The organism is Massilia frigida (assembly GCF_011682175.1).
GTDB lineage: Bacteria > Pseudomonadota > Gammaproteobacteria > Burkholderiales > Burkholderiaceae_D > Telluria_A > Telluria_A frigida.
In genome coordinates this window covers 37,956-53,249 of record NZ_WHJG01000044.1, presented here as the reverse complement: position 1 = coordinate 53,249, position 15,294 = coordinate 37,956, and the positions used below count along the sequence as shown (strand labels likewise).

Annotated in this window: 17 protein-coding genes; 10 read left to right on the top strand and 7 right to left on the bottom strand. The window is 60.2% G+C overall.

What is annotated here, in order from left to right; translation table 11 throughout:
• The first annotated feature begins 134 nt into the window (after positions 1-134).
• The 5 genes from F2P44_RS28920 (at position 135) to F2P44_RS28900 (ending at position 2,446) form a co-directional block, all read left to right on the top strand.
• Positions 135-410, top strand: coding sequence for a hypothetical protein (locus tag F2P44_RS28920; RefSeq protein WP_167092455.1), 276 nt, complete (start codon positions 135-137; stop codon positions 408-410).
• Positions 411-424: 14 nt separating this feature from the next.
• The gene (locus F2P44_RS28915) at positions 425-778 is read left to right on the top strand and encodes a hypothetical protein (protein WP_167092452.1); all 354 of its coding nucleotides are present in this window, start codon (positions 425-427) and stop codon (positions 776-778) included.
• A 1-nt stretch (position 779) separates the two neighbouring features.
• Entirely contained in the window at positions 780-1,538 is a 759-nt protein-coding gene (locus F2P44_RS28910) for a lysozyme family protein (RefSeq protein WP_167092450.1), read from the top strand.
• 96 nt (positions 1,539-1,634) lie between these two features.
• Positions 1,635-1,808 carry a lysozyme family protein gene (locus F2P44_RS28905; RefSeq protein WP_167092447.1) on the top strand — a complete coding sequence of 58 codons (174 nt, stop codon included), beginning with the start codon at positions 1,635-1,637 and terminating at the stop codon, positions 1,806-1,808.
• Between the two features lie 5 nt (positions 1,809-1,813).
• Positions 1,814-2,446 carry a hypothetical protein gene (locus tag F2P44_RS28900; RefSeq protein ID WP_167092444.1) on the top strand — a complete coding sequence of 211 codons (633 nt, stop codon included), beginning with the start codon at positions 1,814-1,816 and terminating at the stop codon, positions 2,444-2,446.
• 47 nt (positions 2,447-2,493) lie between these two features.
• On the opposite strand, the gene F2P44_RS28895 is transcribed toward F2P44_RS28900, so the two are convergent.
• The gene (locus tag F2P44_RS28895) at positions 2,494-3,495 is read right to left on the bottom strand and encodes a 2-hydroxyacid dehydrogenase (protein ID WP_167092440.1); all 1,002 of its coding nucleotides are present in this window, start codon (positions 3,493-3,495) and stop codon (positions 2,494-2,496) included.
• 116 nt (positions 3,496-3,611) lie between these two features.
• Here F2P44_RS28895 and F2P44_RS28890 point away from each other — a divergent pair, with 116 nt between their 5' ends.
• Positions 3,612-4,853: a GGDEF domain-containing protein gene (locus F2P44_RS28890; RefSeq protein ID WP_167092437.1), complete on the top strand. Its 1,242-nt coding sequence runs from the start codon at positions 3,612-3,614 to the stop codon at positions 4,851-4,853.
• A gap of 119 nt (positions 4,854-4,972) precedes the next feature.
• Complete coding sequence (locus tag F2P44_RS28885) at positions 4,973-5,389, top strand: hypothetical protein (protein ID WP_167092434.1); 417 nt, start codon at positions 4,973-4,975, stop codon at positions 5,387-5,389.
• A gap of 39 nt (positions 5,390-5,428) precedes the next feature.
• Here F2P44_RS28885 and F2P44_RS28880 read toward each other — a convergent pair whose 3' ends face one another.
• Both F2P44_RS28880 and F2P44_RS28875 read right to left on the bottom strand, forming a co-directional pair.
• Positions 5,429-5,914 carry a phage regulatory CII family protein gene (locus F2P44_RS28880; RefSeq protein WP_167092431.1) on the bottom strand — a complete coding sequence of 162 codons (486 nt, stop codon included), beginning with the start codon at positions 5,912-5,914 and terminating at the stop codon, positions 5,429-5,431.
• A 95-nt stretch (positions 5,915-6,009) separates the two neighbouring features.
• Positions 6,010-6,354, bottom strand: coding sequence for a hypothetical protein (locus F2P44_RS28875; protein WP_167092428.1), 345 nt, complete (start codon positions 6,352-6,354; stop codon positions 6,010-6,012).
• Between F2P44_RS28875 and F2P44_RS28870 the strand changes: the two genes are divergently transcribed.
• The 3 genes from F2P44_RS28870 to F2P44_RS28860 are packed head-to-tail and all read left to right on the top strand — an operon-like array spanning position 6,311 to position 8,609.
• Positions 6,311-7,009, top strand: a complete 699-nt coding sequence (locus F2P44_RS28870; RefSeq protein ID WP_167092425.1) for a hypothetical protein — start codon at positions 6,311-6,313, stop codon at positions 7,007-7,009. The two genes, F2P44_RS28875 and F2P44_RS28870, sit on opposite strands and share 44 nt — an antisense overlap.
• A 1-nt stretch (position 7,010) precedes the next feature.
• Positions 7,011-7,799 (top strand): DUF2491 family protein, encoded by a 789-nt coding sequence (locus F2P44_RS28865; RefSeq protein ID WP_167092422.1) that lies wholly within the window; start codon positions 7,011-7,013, stop codon positions 7,797-7,799.
• Positions 7,800-7,844: 45 nt separating this feature from the next.
• On the top strand, positions 7,845-8,609 hold the full coding sequence (locus tag F2P44_RS28860; RefSeq protein ID WP_167092419.1) for a hypothetical protein: 765 nt from the start codon (positions 7,845-7,847) through the stop codon (positions 8,607-8,609).
• A 99-nt stretch (positions 8,610-8,708) separates the two neighbouring features.
• On the opposite strand, the gene F2P44_RS28855 is transcribed toward F2P44_RS28860, so the two are convergent.
• The 4 genes from F2P44_RS28855 to F2P44_RS28840 form a co-directional block, all read right to left on the bottom strand.
• Positions 8,709-9,782 (bottom strand): phospholipase A, encoded by a 1,074-nt coding sequence (locus F2P44_RS28855; protein WP_167092416.1) that lies wholly within the window; start codon positions 9,780-9,782, stop codon positions 8,709-8,711.
• 91 nt (positions 9,783-9,873) lie between these two features.
• Complete coding sequence (locus F2P44_RS35185) at positions 9,874-10,173, bottom strand: HNH endonuclease (RefSeq protein ID WP_223165119.1); 300 nt, start codon at positions 10,171-10,173, stop codon at positions 9,874-9,876.
• Between the two features lie 423 nt (positions 10,174-10,596).
• Positions 10,597-12,381, bottom strand: a complete 1,785-nt coding sequence (locus F2P44_RS28845; protein WP_167092413.1) for a hypothetical protein — start codon at positions 12,379-12,381, stop codon at positions 10,597-10,599.
• 69 nt (positions 12,382-12,450) lie between these two features.
• Positions 12,451-15,288, bottom strand: coding sequence for an Hsp70 family protein (locus F2P44_RS28840; protein ID WP_167092410.1), 2,838 nt, complete (start codon positions 15,286-15,288; stop codon positions 12,451-12,453).
• Between the last annotated feature and the right edge of the window lie 6 nt (positions 15,289-15,294).

Sequence of the window (15,294 nt, the reverse complement as noted above, 5' to 3'; positions counted from 1 at the left end):
CGTCGTCCAAAAGGCAAGAGTAAACGCCATTTCGCTACAGTTTACAAGTGGCGGCTGTAACTCCTTGAATGTTAACGGGTTTTCTCGTCATGGCGACAGGGAGTTCGGAGTTGTGTATAACGTGATGTCTCAAGGTGCAGCTCAAGAAAAACAGTTATGTCCGCAATAGCGAAGGGGTGGTTTGCTACTTCCGCTATTACGACGCGCGGGCATTCACGCGCTTTGTGCGGCTTGCCAGCAACGATCAGCTGAGCGATTTTTTTGGAAGCGCGTGCCGGACGATCTATTTTGATGATGCCGGCAGCGGAAAGATTATTGCGCTGACTGGAAAAAAGACGAAGTTGATCAGTCGTATTTTCGATCCGGGCGCGATGCAGTTCGATGTGCGCGATATCGGGATTCATCAATAGAGAAGAGGTCGGGCATGATCGAGTTCACAGCGGATCAGGAAAAAAAGGCCATGCGTAGGGATTGTCGGGCGTGGACAAAATTGATGGCCGAGGCGTGGTACACGAGTGATTATCCGCACGCAACGGATTATCCAGCGGCTGCATTGGTTTCGGATTTAAGGGAAGTCTATTTCGTTTGCCAGGCAAACAAGGTGAGCGACGTTGGCTCGATTTCTATCTTGGGGTTCGATATCTTGCGCGCAAACCTGCTGATGTGTTCTAAGGAAAATATGGACGCGATGATGAAGTATTTCCTCATACACGCGAAGGCTGCGAACGTAGATTACGCCCAAAATTGGATTGAAATTTACTTGGAAGAAGTCGCATAAGATGAGCAAGAAAAAACAATCTTCCTCGCTTTTAAAGCACGTATCTCTAGTGGAAGAAAATTTGCCGGACTATGACAAGGAAGAGTTGCAGAGAGAGCGTGATTTGATTGCGCAAGCGGAAGAATGTAAAGCTAGCGAAGAAGTGGCAAGAAAAGAAATACAACGGCTAAATAAAGAGAAAAAAGGATTAAGTAAAAAAGAAGATAATTATAAGGAAAAAGTAAAAAATATTGAGCAAAAAATTATGCATTTACAAGGGGTTCCCGACGCAACATGCCGCGTCCGTCATCCCGGATGCGTTGAAATGACGAGTGCTAAAAAAATTGACTTTCCAAAATCTATAGGAAATGAAATAAACAAGCGCCATGGCACTAAAATTGATTTTACTAAACTATTGGAACTAGAAGGTGGTGAGCACACTGCTGCTTACATTCCATGGTGGGCTTATGTAAAAAATGATAAGCCAGTTATTCGATTTTACCAAAACATACGTGAGCCGGATGTGCCTCGACTCGCTGGAGGGTACGGCGGAAGGCCTGACAATAAATCTGGTACAACAGTGGGAGTCGGGGTGGATTTAGGGCAGTTTTCACCGGACGCGTTTCTGCGTATGATGAAAAAAGGAAATAGCGGAGCACATCAAATTACTGATGAGGAGTTATTGGCTCTGCATGAAAAAATCACGCCTTATTTCCAGCTTATTGGTGGCGACGCTTGCAGATTTTTGCGCAAAAATCCATTAACTCTGAACGCACGGTAGACGAATTTTTTAGACAAGATATCGCAGGACGAAGCGTTGGGAAAAACTATATCGCTATATCAATATAGAATCAAAAATACCAAATATAGGAACTTCGTGGATTTGACTGCCGAGCAGCAAACGGCTTTACTATCGCATGCATATCAATACGGGACTCCGAAGAATGAATTGTTAAACGCTATTTGGCAAGGAAAAAGAAGCCTGATTCCAGATATACGCGAACGTGGCTATCTTTACAAATCCATGCAGGTGGAAAACAATAAAGAGTAAAAATTGTGAAATATATCCTTCAATTTCTGTTGCTTGTAATTTTAACTTATCCATTTGATTCCAAAAATGCGAGGGCTGCCGTGAGAAAATTTGAGAATCCTGCCCTTCAGTTTGCGGGTACATGGCGTGTTGATTCATATGATTTTCATGAATTTAAAGAAGTGCCGCCGAATATTGAAAGTCAACTGATTACACATGCCGGTGCTCTTCCGATAGGCCAGAAAATTCGCATGGAATGGACTGGTCTGTCGCTCATGCCAGGAAATTACAATTCTGAAAAAATGGATTTTGACGGGCCGATTGGTGAAGTAATAAAAATGACCTTCCTCATGCCACTTGGGAAAAATTTTTGTAAAGATTATTGGGAGCACTTGTGTACGGATCGACCAATAAATTACACGGTCAGTTTCATGATTGTTGATATTGTAAAATGGAAAGGTGTTGATCGTAATAACAAGATGAGTTGGCCGGATATCGCGCCGGTTGAGTATCGGCTGGTCGATCTCAGCAAGACGCATAACGTCGATGCTTGGGTTGCGCGAAACGGCGACCTGATATTCCCGATCTATATTGGTGGAAAATCAAAAAACGGTAGCAATTTTGGCATGTTGGGCGTGCGCTTGAAACGCGAGAGGTAACGTCAGGTAACGCCAGTGTGTTCAATGCGAATCAAACGGTCGCTGCATCAAAGGACTATCTCGTTAGCACAATGCTTTCCACTGACGAAACAATCGATGTTCTCGAACGTCACCTCCGCAATTTCCCTCATCGCCTCCACGGTAAAGAACCCCTGGTGCCCGGTCACCAGCACGTTCGGAAACGTCATCAGGCGCTGGAACACATCATCCTCGATGATATCGCCCGAGCGGTCGTGGAAAAACAGTGAGCTTTCCTGCTCGTACACATCAATCGCCAGAAACCCCAACTGGCGCGATTTGAGCGCCTCGATCACGGCCGGCGTATCGATCAGCGCCCCGCGCGAGGTATTGACCAGCATCGCCCCGCGCTTCATTCCGGCCAGGCTGCGCCGGTTGATCATGTGCCGGGTGGCGTCCACCAGCGGACAGTGCAGCGATACGATGTCCGATTCCGCCAGCAAGGTCGGTAGATCCACCATGGTCCCCAGCGCGGCAAACTCAGGCGCCGGCGCCGGGTCATGTCCGAGCACCCGGCAGCCGAAGCCCTTGAGAATGCGCGCCGTCGCCAGCCCGATCTTGCCGGTGCCGACAATCCCTGCGGTTTTTCCGTGCAGATTGCTGCCCAGGAGCCCATCGAGCGCAAAATTCCCCTCGCGTACGCGCGCATACGCCCTGTGCGTATTGCGGTTCAGCGTCAGGATCAGGGCCAGCGTGTGCTCGGCCACCGCTTCCGGCGAATAGGCGGGCACGCGCGCGACAAACAATCCCAGCCGGTGTGCTGCTTCGATGTCGACATTATTGAATCCCGCGCAGCGCATCAGCACCGCGCGCACGCCGCACTGGTGCAGCGCTTCCAGCACGGGTGCATCGAGCCGGTCGTTGACGAAGGCGCACACCGCATCGCAGCCCTGCGCCAGTGCCACGGTGTGCAAGGCCAGCGCCGCTTCCTGATACTCCAGGGCGATCTGCTGCCGCGTCGGATGGGCGGCGAGCGCCTCGTCCAGGAAACGCCGGTCGTAAGCCTGGGTGCTGAAAACAGCGATTTTCATGGTGTTCGGTTCCCGCGTGAATGGCGATTCACCATCATAGCCCCGGACAGGATTGCCGGCCTTGCATCTCGCGTGCGTGCCTTGTGCCGGGTCCGTGCGCAATCGACGCGCTGTGCATGAGCTTGCACGCGTATGATTGGGTGGCCGCCACCAATCCACCCGCGCCGCCGATGCTGAAAATCGATCCAGAATTACTGAATAACGCCAGCATGTCGCCGCATCGCCGCGCATTGGAACAGGGTTATCGCTGGCTGCGTTTCGAGGACGGGCTGGAACGGCAGTTCCAGGCGTTTTTTACACAAGGGCACCTGGTGCGCGTGCGCGTCGCCGCCTGGGTGAGCATTGTCCTGTTCATCATGTTCGTGCTCATCGACCTCACCACGCTGCCCGCCTATGTATCGGTGCGCACGGTCAGCATCCGGCTGGCCTTGATTATCCCGAGCTTCATCATCGTGCTGCTGGCCAGCTACCGGGCTGTGTGGCGCCCGTATCTCGGAACGGCGGTATTTACCGCCGCCCTGGTCACGGGACTGAGCACGGTCGCGGTGATCGGCAGTGCGCTCGATGTCGGCTATCAGATCCCGTACGAAGGCATCCTGCTGGTGGCGCTCTTTGTGTATCTGATCGCCTGCCTCGAATGGCGCCGCGCGCTGTTCGCCAATATGGTGACCTTGTGCGCCTTCGTGGTCATGGAATTCGCGCTGCAAACCAATCCCCAGGCGCGCCTGTACCAGATCGTTTTCATGTGCGCGGCCAATGGCGTGGGGGCGTACGGCGCCTATTTCCTGGAACACAGCATCCGCACCACTTTTCTGGTCGACACCCTGCTGCACGAACTGGCGGCGCTCGACGGCCTCACCGGATTGTCGAATCGCCGCACGCTCAATATCCATCTGGAGCGCGTCTGGCGCCAGGCCATGCGCGACCGGCAAGCGGTGGCCATTGCGATGATCGATATCGATTATTTCAAGCGCTATAACGACCGCTATGGCCACGCCCGTGGCGACGCGGCCTTGAAAGCCGTGGCCGACGTCATCGCTGGCCAGGCGCGCCGCCCGCTTGACCTGACCGCCCGCTATGGCGGCGAAGAATTCGCCGTGGTCTGGCATAACCCGGTCCCGGGCGAATTGCAGGCGATGGGCGAGGTGCTGACCGCCGCGGTGGCGGCGCTCCACATCGAACACCTCGACAGCGACCTCGGCCGGTTGAGCGTCAGCGTCGGCGTGGCGATCGGCCTGCCATGCGCCGGCGACGATGCCGCCGCCCTGCTGCGCGCGGCCGACGAGGCGCTGTACCAGGCCAAGCACCAGGGCCGCAACCAGGTCGTGGTGACCGAACCGGTGCCGGCGCTGGTGTAGCGAAGAAAAGACACAAGCCATCCGGCAACTACCTGTTTCGCCTTCCCTGGAGCGGATATGTTTACCCGAATTACTTTTTGTTATAGTGTCGACATTATTTGAACAGCGGAGATTTGGACATGAACGGAGCAGGTGGAACCAGCGGCGGCACGGGCCAGTTTTTTCTCGGCCTGATCATGATGTGCGGCGGCTTCTATTTACTGCTTAACGGGATCGTGGTCAGTTCCAGTTTTGGATTCAGCACGCGCCTGTTCGGCATCGGTTCGGGATTTGGCGTCAGCGGCGGCATGGTGCTGATTCCGCTGATGATCGGGATCGGTATGGTTTTCTACAACTCGAAGAACTACCTTGGCTGGCTGATCACCCTGTGCTCGTTCGCGGCGCTGGTGTTCGGCGTGATTTCCTCGGTCAGCATGAGCCTGCGCACCATGACGGCCTTCGAACTCATTGCCATCCTGGTGCTGGCGATCGGCGGACTCGGTCTGTTCCTGCGTTCGCTCAAGCCGGCGCAAGCGGCGCCGCCGCAGGCGCAATAAGGCGCTGGCGCCGCGCGCCATGGCGCAGCGGCGCCACGCTCAGCTGGCGCCGGTACGCATGCGCAGGCGCGCGCGCCATTCGCCCAAGGCCGATAACGCAGAATGAAATTCGCGCTCGATCAGGTCCGCTTCGGCGTTGGTGACAACGCCATCCATCAGCGCGCTCGATACGGCTTCGGCCACGGCCCCGACTTCGCTCATCACCCGGCATACCGTCTGCGACAGGTCGTCGCGGCCAACCTGTTCCGGCTGCGGCACGACGAAGGCCGCCATGCCGTGCCGGTTCAGCAAGGCATGCAGCGGCATCAGCGCTTCCTGCACGCCAGCCTTGTGGCAATGCTCGACAATGATGGAAACCTCCTCGAACGACGGGTAATGTGATGAAATGGTGGGCGAGAGCTTATTGCGCAGAACATTGGCGGAAATGCCAATCTCCTTGGCCAGCATGTCCAGGCCTCCGGGATAGCGGCGCGCCACGCTGTACAGCGCATCGTGCTGGTTCATGTCCAGATATTTACGAGTCATGGTGAATCTTGCCTATTTTTACCGGTGCATTGGCAGTATTGGTGCTGTTATGCTTCTTTCAACCTTCAACCCGGCCAAAGAAAAATGAAGTCAACTCAGATCATGTTGCTGCTGGCACTGCTGCTACCCGCCGCTGCCACAGTCACGGCCGGCGCGAAACCGGCATCCAGTTCGAGCTCGCGGTCGAGCTCAAGTTCGTACAAGAGTGGATTTTCCTCCCAAAAATCCAGTCCATCAAGTAGCAATTCGTCAACGTCGTCGAAGAACTCGTCGTTCGGCTCCTTCGGCAGCCGCTCTTCTTCCTCGTCGCCGTCGGCGCCGCCGCCCCAGAAATCCGGGTCGTCGTGGTCGCAGCGCTCGCAGGACAGCGCGCCGGCGCCGCAGAAGTCGAGTTCGATGTGGTCGCCGCGCTCGCCCGATAGCAGCGCCGATGCGGGCAAGAAGGGCGCGTCCGGGGGCTTCGGTTCCTTCGGTAGCGCGCCTGCGCGGCAGGACAGCGGCGCCCAGCCGGGCTTGCAGAAGTCGGGTTCGGTGCTGTCGCAGCGCCTGAACAAGGGTAGCGCCGAGGCCAATGCCTTGCGCACGCTGGAAGCGCGCCGGGCGGCCGAGCAGGCGGCCAATGCGCCGCCCGAGATCAGGCCGGCGCCGTCGTCCCAGCCATCGGGCGGGCAATATGGATCGGGCAACGGCGGGCAGTACGGTAATAACAGTGGTGGCCAGTACAACGGCAACCGGAATGGCCAATATGGCGGCAATGGGATGCCGGCACCGATTATCGTGCCGCAGAATAATAACGGCATGGGCAATGCCATCCTCGGCTTCTTGCTGGGACGGTCGATGTCCAACTCGCATGCGAATAGCGGTTATCAGGGCAATACGAACAATAGCGGGATGGTTGGCACCACGCCGGGCAGCGCCGGCCCGGTCGCTACGGCCCAGGCACCACAGGAAAGCTCGCTCGGTAAATCGCTGCTGCGTACCTTCGTCTGGCTGGTGATCCTGTCGGTGCTGGCCTGGGGTGCTTATCTGGGCTGGAAATTTTTAAGGCGCGGCAAGGCGCCAAGCACGGCAAACTATACTTTTGACAGGAATTGACATGGGCTGGAAGAACGCATTCGATTACATGCGCGGCATCGCCGGCAATCATGGCGCCGATGGCAAAGCCCGGCGCGAAGATGACGGTTTGCCGCTTGGCGCACGCATCGGCGGCATGCTGAAGCTGCAAATGTCGCCCCTGATCCGGGCGCAAGCCAACGGTTCGCTGATCGCCATGCCGCGCGATACGGACACGCTGATCCAGGCGGTATCGCAGATCAAGCTCAATCTGGCGGGCGGGCTGTATCGCTATTACCTGGCCAAGGGCGACGACGATGCCAAGGAAAAGTTTTTGCAGCTGTATGCCGATGACAAGGGCGCGGTCGCCGAAATCATGTATTGCACCCAGCTGGCGCGCGTGATTCCGGAAACGGAGGAAGACCAGGACGCCTACACCGGCCGCTCCGGCTTTGGCCTGGGCGACCCGACCTACACCCTGTGGCGCGAGCAGCTCGACGACGTGGGCCTGAGCGAAGATGAACTGGCCACCGTGTTCGGCGACAGCGACCGTCTCGATTATGTGCGCGACGCGGGCGAGCGCAACGCCACGTTCGTGGCCCCCTTCACGGGGACCGAAACCCGGATCGACGACGCCGCCGGAGCCCAGGGTCTGAAGCAGGAAATGTATTTCATGCCGTACGTGCGCGAATTGCCGGGCGGCGGCAGCGAATATCTGCTGATCACGACGGAGATCATCTCCAGCGTGAATGGCGATAACTCAAAACGCGGTATCCATGTCGATTTCGTCATTGGCTTACCGGTGGAGCAAGAACGGGTCGTTATCCAATAACGGTCCGGTACAGGCAGTCTTACTTAACAACGAAAGGGATTCAAGATGAGCAATGCAAGTGGATGGGGACTGACGGCGCGTTTGATTTCGAAGCACTTCGGCGTGCTGGGCGACCGTATATCGTCAGCGATCGCCAATTTTGACCCTGAAACGGCGACCGAGGCCGACCGCGACCGTCTGGCCGACACCCTGCGCGCCACCGCGCAAGTGCTGGCATCGGCGCGCTCCTCCTTCGAGAAGGAACACAAGGATGTGGTCAGCCTGCGTGAACTGATCGCCAACGACGAAAAAGCCACGGAAACGCTGGCCGAACGCCTCGCCGCCGGCAAGATTTCGGAAGCGACCGTGACCATGTTCTGCGACGAACTCGAAGCGAACAAGAGCCGCCTGCCACAAGAGATCCAGGAAGAAGCCGATGCCAAGGCTTACATGGACGAGCTGCAAAAGATCATCGATGCGCTGTCCAAGCAGCTCGCCGACTTCGACGCCCAGGCCAAGAAAGCGCTGCAGCAGCTGGCAGCGGCCCAGGCGCAGAAGGATCTGCAATCGATGCGCGCCGAGCGCCAGAGCCAGCTCGCCGGCCTGACCGGCATGAAAGGCAATTCGAGCGCGCTCAACGCCTTGACGCGCCGCGCCCAGGAAGTGAGCAACGAAGCCGAAGGCATGCGCATCGTCGCCGACATCGGCCAGAAGCCGCTCGACCAGGCTGCGGAAATCGATGCGATCCGCAAGTCGGTGCAGAACGACACCAGCGGCGAAACCGCGCTGCAACGCCTGCAGCGCCTGTCGGGCAAGCCGGCCGCCGCGTAAGTAGCGGTATCACCCGGCCGCCATGCGCATGGCGGCCGCGGCACACATGAAAACGGCCTCTTTCGAGGCCGTTTTTTTATCCCATCGCTTGAACGCGGATCAGAAATCGACGGTAAAGCCGGCGCCGACCGAACGCTGCGAATAGTTATAGTCGATCAGGCTTTGTCCGTAGCCGGAAAACAGCTGGACATAGCCTTTCAGGTTGGTCGTGAGCGGATACGACATCGCCGCCTGGATCGCGCCATGGTCGGTCGACATATTCCGGCGCGCCATGATCGAATATTCATAGCCATCCTTGCGATAGCTGGCACGCACGTCGCCGCGCGCCAGGAAATCGGTGATGTCCGCGTTATCGTTGTTCGATTTGGCATTATCCAGGCGGCGCCATATGCGTGCGCTCATCGCAAAATTGCCGCGATCAATGCCGACTTCGGTGTACAAGCGGTTCCAGCTGCGCGACAGGGTCGAGGTTTGTCCGTTCGACTGGTGCACCAGGCCGAAATTGACAAAGCGCAGATTGACTCCGGCGAACGATTGGTTAATCGGCAGGACCGCCATGATTTCAGGCTGGTAGTTGGTTTCGCGGAAGGGGCTCGATGCCGCGCGGTTGTACGCCTGCCAGAAACTCTGCTGCGTATAGCCGAGCCAGATATCGACCGGCAAACCGGCGACCTGCTCGGCGGCCTTCATTTTCAGGCTCAGCTGATAGGTCAGTTCGACGCGCTTGGTCTTCAGCCCGCCCGGGGTGAAATCGCGGTAGGGCGCATCGTTCGACGAGGTGCTGTAGTTGGCCACCAGCAGGTAGTTTTCGCGGTGCGGACGGAAGGAAAACACGCCGCGGCGCGAGGCCTTGGTCAGCTCCCACAATTGCTCGGTACGCGAAATCGGGGTTTCCGGCGGTGCCGGGGTGGCCGATGCCACGGCAGGAATCGGCGTTGCCGCCCCGGCTGGATCAGTCTTCTTGGCAGCGGCAACGGTCGGGTCCGAAGCCGGATTGCCGGCGACGGTGTCGGCCGTGGCGGCCTTGGTGAGCGCGTCGAAGCACCCGAGTCGCGCGCTCGGGTCGCCAAGCACGGAGCAGCGCACCATTTGCTGTTCGAGCTCGCCCGCCTGGGCGGCGCCAGCGGAAATGAAGAGGGTGGTCAGGAGGAGGGGCAGTCGGGCGGCGTGCATGTGGGATGTTTCTAAAATGACAAAGGGTGGTTACTGTAGCGCAAGATGAAAAAAGATGTCGCGCTGCATGTATTTATGTTGCGGGATTGCATCAGGCTTCCCTCGCATCATCGATATACACGGCGGTGTCGTGCAGTACCGGTTCCGGGACTTCCAGCACGAGGCGGCCGATTTTTTCGTACAGCGCCAGCCGGAATTCGTCGCGGTCGAGGGACAGATGGCAGCGCCGGTGGCAATTCGGGCACAGCGCGGCGGTGTTCGAGGGCTTGTCCGAGCCATGGCTGGCGAGCGGCATGATGTGGTGCACTTCCAGATACGGAAAGCCATCGGTGCCCGTGAACGGCGCCGGCAGGTCGCAGCCTTCGCAGATGCCGTCGGCGACCTTCAGCACCCAGGCCGTTCGCTTCCAGCATCTGCTCGATGCGCAGCTTGACGCTGCTGCCCACGTTCCTGGCGGGACGGTAGCCGATAAGGTGAGGCAGGCGCAAGTCGAACAAGGTCGACGAAATATTTTGCATGCGAAATTCGACGGCGGACTCGGTGCGCGCCGCCAATGCCGTCTCGCGCAACTGGCGGTTTTCTTTCGCTTTGTTGATAGGCTCGCCGGCCAGCTCGCTGCGCAGCATCGCCACATAGGCGCGCCCGGCGGCGGACAGTTCCTCGTCGGTCCAGTCCGCACTCTTGGTCGATGCCTCGGGCGAAGAAGAAACAGGCATCTGGACGGGTGGGCGCGATCGATAAGGGAACGCGGCCAGTGTACCAGGTGTTCAATTTCTTAAATGTAAACTTTTCGTGGCTGCAATGGATGCCGGGATTATTCCCGTATGCCGTACCCGAGCGCGCGTGCCGCCTTGCGAAAGCGCGCGTCGTGCTTGACCTGCACCACCAGATGCTGCTTGCCCGCACGCATGCACAGGGGCGCCGTGTCCTTGTGCCCGGCGATCAGGTCGGCCGTGTCCGCATCGACGCATTCGATCAGCACGCTGGCGCCCAGCACGCGCATCGCCTTGCCCTGCTTGTTGCAGGTGCGAAAAAAGCCTTCTACTTGCACCGGCAGGGGCTGCTTATCGTGGGATTGCAAGAAGGCTTCCAACTGCGCTGTATCCTGGCCGCGCTCGACCGCGAGGACGGTTTTTTCGCGGTCCAGGTGCCACAGATCGGCGCTGTCGCGGCTCGCCCAATTTTCCAGCAGCAGTACGTCTTCGGCCGACAGGCTGCCCTGCGTCACGCTGATCTGCAAGCTGGCGCTGACCGAGAGAACGCACGAGGCGGCTCGTGAGGGTGGCACGTAGGTCGGGCTAAGGCCGAGACAATACGCGCCCAGGTCGGTCAGGCGAACATGCATCAGGCCGTCGTAACGCGACAGGAAGCTCATGCCCTCGCCGCCCCATAAGGCTTGAAAATGGGTGCGCGCATTGTGCGGCGACGCATAGGCGACGTCGACCATGCCCAAGGTTGCACAGTATTCGAACAGCACGCACAGCAGATAACGCTGTTCAAAGATATCCCACTCGTCGTCGGTATAAGCGAGCGCGCCGTAATTGGGGTCTTCCAGGTAGAGCGACCACGCATCCGCGGCCACGGCCAGCGGCGCGCCCTCGGCCCGCATGAAGCGACCCAATTCATCGACGTCAACCCAGCGCGCGGTCGGGCAGCGCTGCAGGAACTGGCCGATGCTCGCCCGCCGCGGCGCGACCGGCGTCAGGCGGCCCTTGGCCTTCTGGCCTTTGATCGCATCGACGCGGTTGAATTCATCGAACATGGTCGAGGTCAGCCATTTCTTCCAAATGCCGCGCAGCACGTCGGCGGGCGGCGCTTGCAAGGCCTTGATACCGGTCGGGGTCAAGCCGAGCTTACTGCCATGCAGTTCCGCCAAGCCACTTGCCTGCAAAAGCAGCGGCCACGCAACTGGTCTGATCGCGCCGATGTGCTGGTCCGACGCGTCGCACGCGGCCATGGGGTCATAAAAATCCGCGCTGGCCAGCTTGCCTTCTATCGCACGCAAGGCAGCCGTGCCGGGCATGCGGGTTTTATCGCTGACAGTGATGAGCTTTTGATCGACCATGCGCAGCATGGCGATGACCTCGTACAGGGCATCTTGCGAGGTATTGCGCTGCGTGGTCGGCATCTCATCGTCATCTTCACCCGCTTGCCGCCCCGGCTCCGGCAAAGCGGCCAGGCTTGCCAGCGCATTCGGCGTCAGCGCCGGGCACAAGGCGGCCACGCGCAGGCGAAGCTGCGCAGGGAGCTGGTAGGTGCCGCCATGCTCGAACAGGAAAAGGTTCAGCACGTTCATTGGGCCATGGCCGTAGCCGGATCGCGCCGGATGATAAAAGCGCGGGGATTGATCGTATTTGGCGGCAAAACGCGTGGCATCGAAATGGCCGTTGGCATCGTACGCCGCTTCGCACACAGCCAGTTGCTGGCAGGGATCGAGCATCGCCCAGACACGCGGCAAGCCGGTTTCCGACATGTCGTCGAGGAGGGCCGCGACCATCATGTCCTTGCGTAAGACTTTTTTGCTGTCAGAGAAATTGGCAAGCAACTGCTTGAGTTCGGTGTTTGTGAGGCTGTTCAGCGCTTCGGGCAGTGTGTTCATCGGCGAAGAGGGCAAGTGAGCGAGCATGCGAGCATGGCAAACGATGCGCCACGCGTCAAGCCTGGCGCATCAGGCGATCAGCTTGAGCCCGGGCGGAAGCGATTCGCCCAAGATCCAGCGCTCGGTCGCCTGGTCCAGTTGCACCACCTGTTGCACCATCGTGACAGTTGCCGGCGGCGCGTTGATCGCCAGCAGCCGCTGCACGATCCGTTCGCGCAGCGCCAACGGCAGGTCGCGCGAACGGTCGTCGGTCATGCGCGCCAGGTGCACGGCGGCAAAGGCGGCCGACTCGACCCGCTTCCAGTCGAGCGCCAGGATGGCATCGAGCCAGCCTTCCACCACCTCGGTCGGCACCACGTCGTGCGTGCTGCCGTGGAAAGGCTGGCGCGCGCCGATGCGCCCCAGCGCCCACAGGTAGCGGCTGGCACCGGTAGCATCCTTGCCCGGCGTGGCAGGTGCCGTTTGGATACGCTCCAGCAGCCATCCGCCGATTTCCGCCTTGTAATCGACCGGAATGCGTTCGAGCGAGGCGCCCAGGCGCAGCATGTCTTCGTCGCTGCCGGCCACCACCGTAGGGCTGGCGTCGCCGCCGTCCTTGTTGGTTTGCAGGTTGAACGCGAAATCATCGAGCAGGCGCAGTTGCTCGGTGGCGCCCAGCCCGCCAGCGACCCTGCGCCACAAGGTCCACCATTCGGCGCGCGCCTGCTTGTCGTCGGCATGGCGTACGCCGGCCTCGAACAGGGTCCACAGCTGCTCCAGGCGCCATTCGTCAAGCGCGTAGCCGAAGCCCGGGCGCAGGCAGTAGCCGGTCAGGTTCAGCCATACCCGTTCGTGCTCGGCGGAGCGGCGCCGTCCGCGCGCGCGTTGCCACAAGGCGTCGAACAGCTGGCGCAGCAGCGGCGTGTGCCATTGCTCGCGCTCGCCCAGCAGTTGCTCCAGTTGCGCACGCAGCTGCTTGACTTCCTTCGCCGTCACTTGTTCCCCGCTCTTGCCGAAGATGCGCTCGATCTTGTCGATGGCGGCCGTCAGTTGCGGCGATGGTGCGCCGTCGGCGTTGTCGTTCCCGGCTGCCGGGTTGTCGTGCCGCAGGTCGAATTCCAGCAGCCAGCGCTGGCTGGGATCGGTCAGATTGACGCAGTGCATTTCCAAGGTGCCGACCTCGGTCAGCGCGGTGGCCAGTTGCACGGCGGTTTCCTGTTTTCTGCCCGCCGGCTTGAGTTTGCCGTCGGCCGCGTGCAGCACGGTGGCAATCGGCGGCAGGCGCACGTATTTCGGATCGTCGAGGTCGACCAGTTCGCCTGGCGCCGGCGGCGCATCGGCGCCGTCGGCGTTCGACGTCATCACGTGAAAGCGTACCGGCTGCCCGAGGCGCAGGGCGAAGGTGCGGTCCTTGAGCAGGATCTCACGTCCGGTTTCGCTGCCGCGCGGCAAGATGCAGATGCCGCGTTTCGGCCCTGCGCCGGCCTCGTCGAGCACCAGGAAATAACTGCGCGCCGCGCCGGCATCGATGCGCGGCGCCTGGCCTTGCAGCGACAGGGCATAGGCCACCGCGCCACGCGCCACGGCCACGTCCGGATTGTCGTTGTGCAGCAGGCGCAAGGGTGCGCCACGCCAGTTGCCCAAGGTTGCCTGCAAGCGCTCCACCAGTGCGTCGGCACGGAACACGCCGCCGTTGAGCAGCAAGGTATCGGGCATGGCCGTGCCGTCTTCCTGCGCCGCTTGCAGGGCACTGGCGTGCTGCTGCAAAAAATCGGCAATGTGACGGGTAACGGCCGGGTCGCGCGCGTACGGCAAGCCGAACTCGACGATACCGGCGCGGCCTTGCTGCACGTGATCGGTAGCCGCCACCAGCGGGAAAAAGCCATCGACGATGATGCTGCCGACTTCGTCCCGCGTCAGCGCCACCGAGCGCATGCCGCCGATCATGCGCGAACCGGAACCGAGCAGGGTCACTTGCGCCTGCTCGGGCGCGTCGGCCGCCAGCAACTGCTCCTTGGCGGCGCGGCAGCGTTCCATCAATTGGGAAAGGGCACTGGCCGTCAGATGCGCGCGTGGCTGGTCCGTGCCCGCCATCTGCGCCATTTTCGCTTCGGTCACATGGGCCAGCGCCAGGTCCATATTGTCGCCGCCGAGCATCACGTGGTTGCCCACGCCGATGCGCGTCAGTTGCGGCTCGCCATCGTGCAGGTCGACCTTGATGAGGCTCAGGTCGGTGGTGCCGCCGCCGACGTCGCACACCAGCACCATGCGCGTGTGCGCCAGTTCATCGGCCAGCTCGCCGCGATGGCGGAACAGCCAGTCGTAGAAGACCGCCTGCGGCTCTTCCAGCAAGCGCAGTTGATGCAGTCCGGCCTGGCGCGCCGCGCTCAGGGTCAGCGCGCGCGCGCCTTCGTCGAACGACGCCGGTACCGTCAGCACCAGTTCTTGCTGTTCCAGGGGAGTAGCGGGAAACTTGCTGTTCCAGGCCGACCGCAGGTAAGCCAGATAGCTGGCGCTGGCCGCCACCGGCGACACCTTGGCCACGTCGGGCGCGGCGCCCCACGGCAGGATCGCCGCCAGGCGGTCGACGGCGGTATGCGACAGCCAGCTTTTGGCGCTGGCCACCATCCGGCCCGGCACTTGCGCACCGAGCCGGCGCGCGAGTTGGCCGATGACGACCGGCTGCGCCTCCGCATGATCTTGCGGCCACGGCAGCCGGATAGCGGCCGCCGCCAATTCGTCATCAAGCGGGTGGTAGCGCACCGATGGCAGCAGCGGCAAGGCAGCCACCTGGCCCGGCGCCACCAGTTGCTCGATCTCGAACAGGGTGATGGCGGCGCGCCCGTCCGCCTGCGCATCGATGGGCGCGTACGCCACCACGGTATTGGTGGTACCGAGGTCGATGCCGACGATGAACTGGCGAGCCATACGTGC

Coding starts and splice junctions, on each gene's coding strand:
- F2P44_RS28915 (WP_167092452.1), top strand. CDS start 425: ATGATCGAGTTCACAGCGGATCAGGAAAAAAAGGCCATGCGTAGGGAT.
- F2P44_RS28910 (WP_167092450.1), top strand. CDS start 780: ATGAGCAAGAAAAAACAATCTTCCTCGCTTTTAAAGCACGTATCTCTA.
- F2P44_RS28895 (WP_167092440.1), bottom strand. CDS start 3,495: ATGAAAATCGCTGTTTTCAGCACCCAGGCTTACGACCGGCGTTTCCTG.
- F2P44_RS28890 (WP_167092437.1), top strand. CDS start 3,612: ATGAGCTTGCACGCGTATGATTGGGTGGCCGCCACCAATCCACCCGCG.
- F2P44_RS28885 (WP_167092434.1), top strand. CDS start 4,973: ATGAACGGAGCAGGTGGAACCAGCGGCGGCACGGGCCAGTTTTTTCTC.
- F2P44_RS28880 (WP_167092431.1), bottom strand. CDS start 5,914: ATGACTCGTAAATATCTGGACATGAACCAGCACGATGCGCTGTACAGC.
- F2P44_RS28870 (WP_167092425.1), top strand. CDS start 6,311: ATGTGGTCGCCGCGCTCGCCCGATAGCAGCGCCGATGCGGGCAAGAAG.
- F2P44_RS28865 (WP_167092422.1), top strand. CDS start 7,011: ATGGGCTGGAAGAACGCATTCGATTACATGCGCGGCATCGCCGGCAAT.
- F2P44_RS28860 (WP_167092419.1), top strand. CDS start 7,845: ATGAGCAATGCAAGTGGATGGGGACTGACGGCGCGTTTGATTTCGAAG.
- F2P44_RS28855 (WP_167092416.1), bottom strand. CDS start 9,782: ATGCACGCCGCCCGACTGCCCCTCCTCCTGACCACCCTCTTCATTTCC.
- F2P44_RS28845 (WP_167092413.1), bottom strand. CDS start 12,381: ATGAACACACTGCCCGAAGCGCTGAACAGCCTCACAAACACCGAACTC.
- F2P44_RS28840 (WP_167092410.1), bottom strand. CDS start 15,288: ATGGCTCGCCAGTTCATCGTCGGCATCGACCTCGGTACCACCAATACC.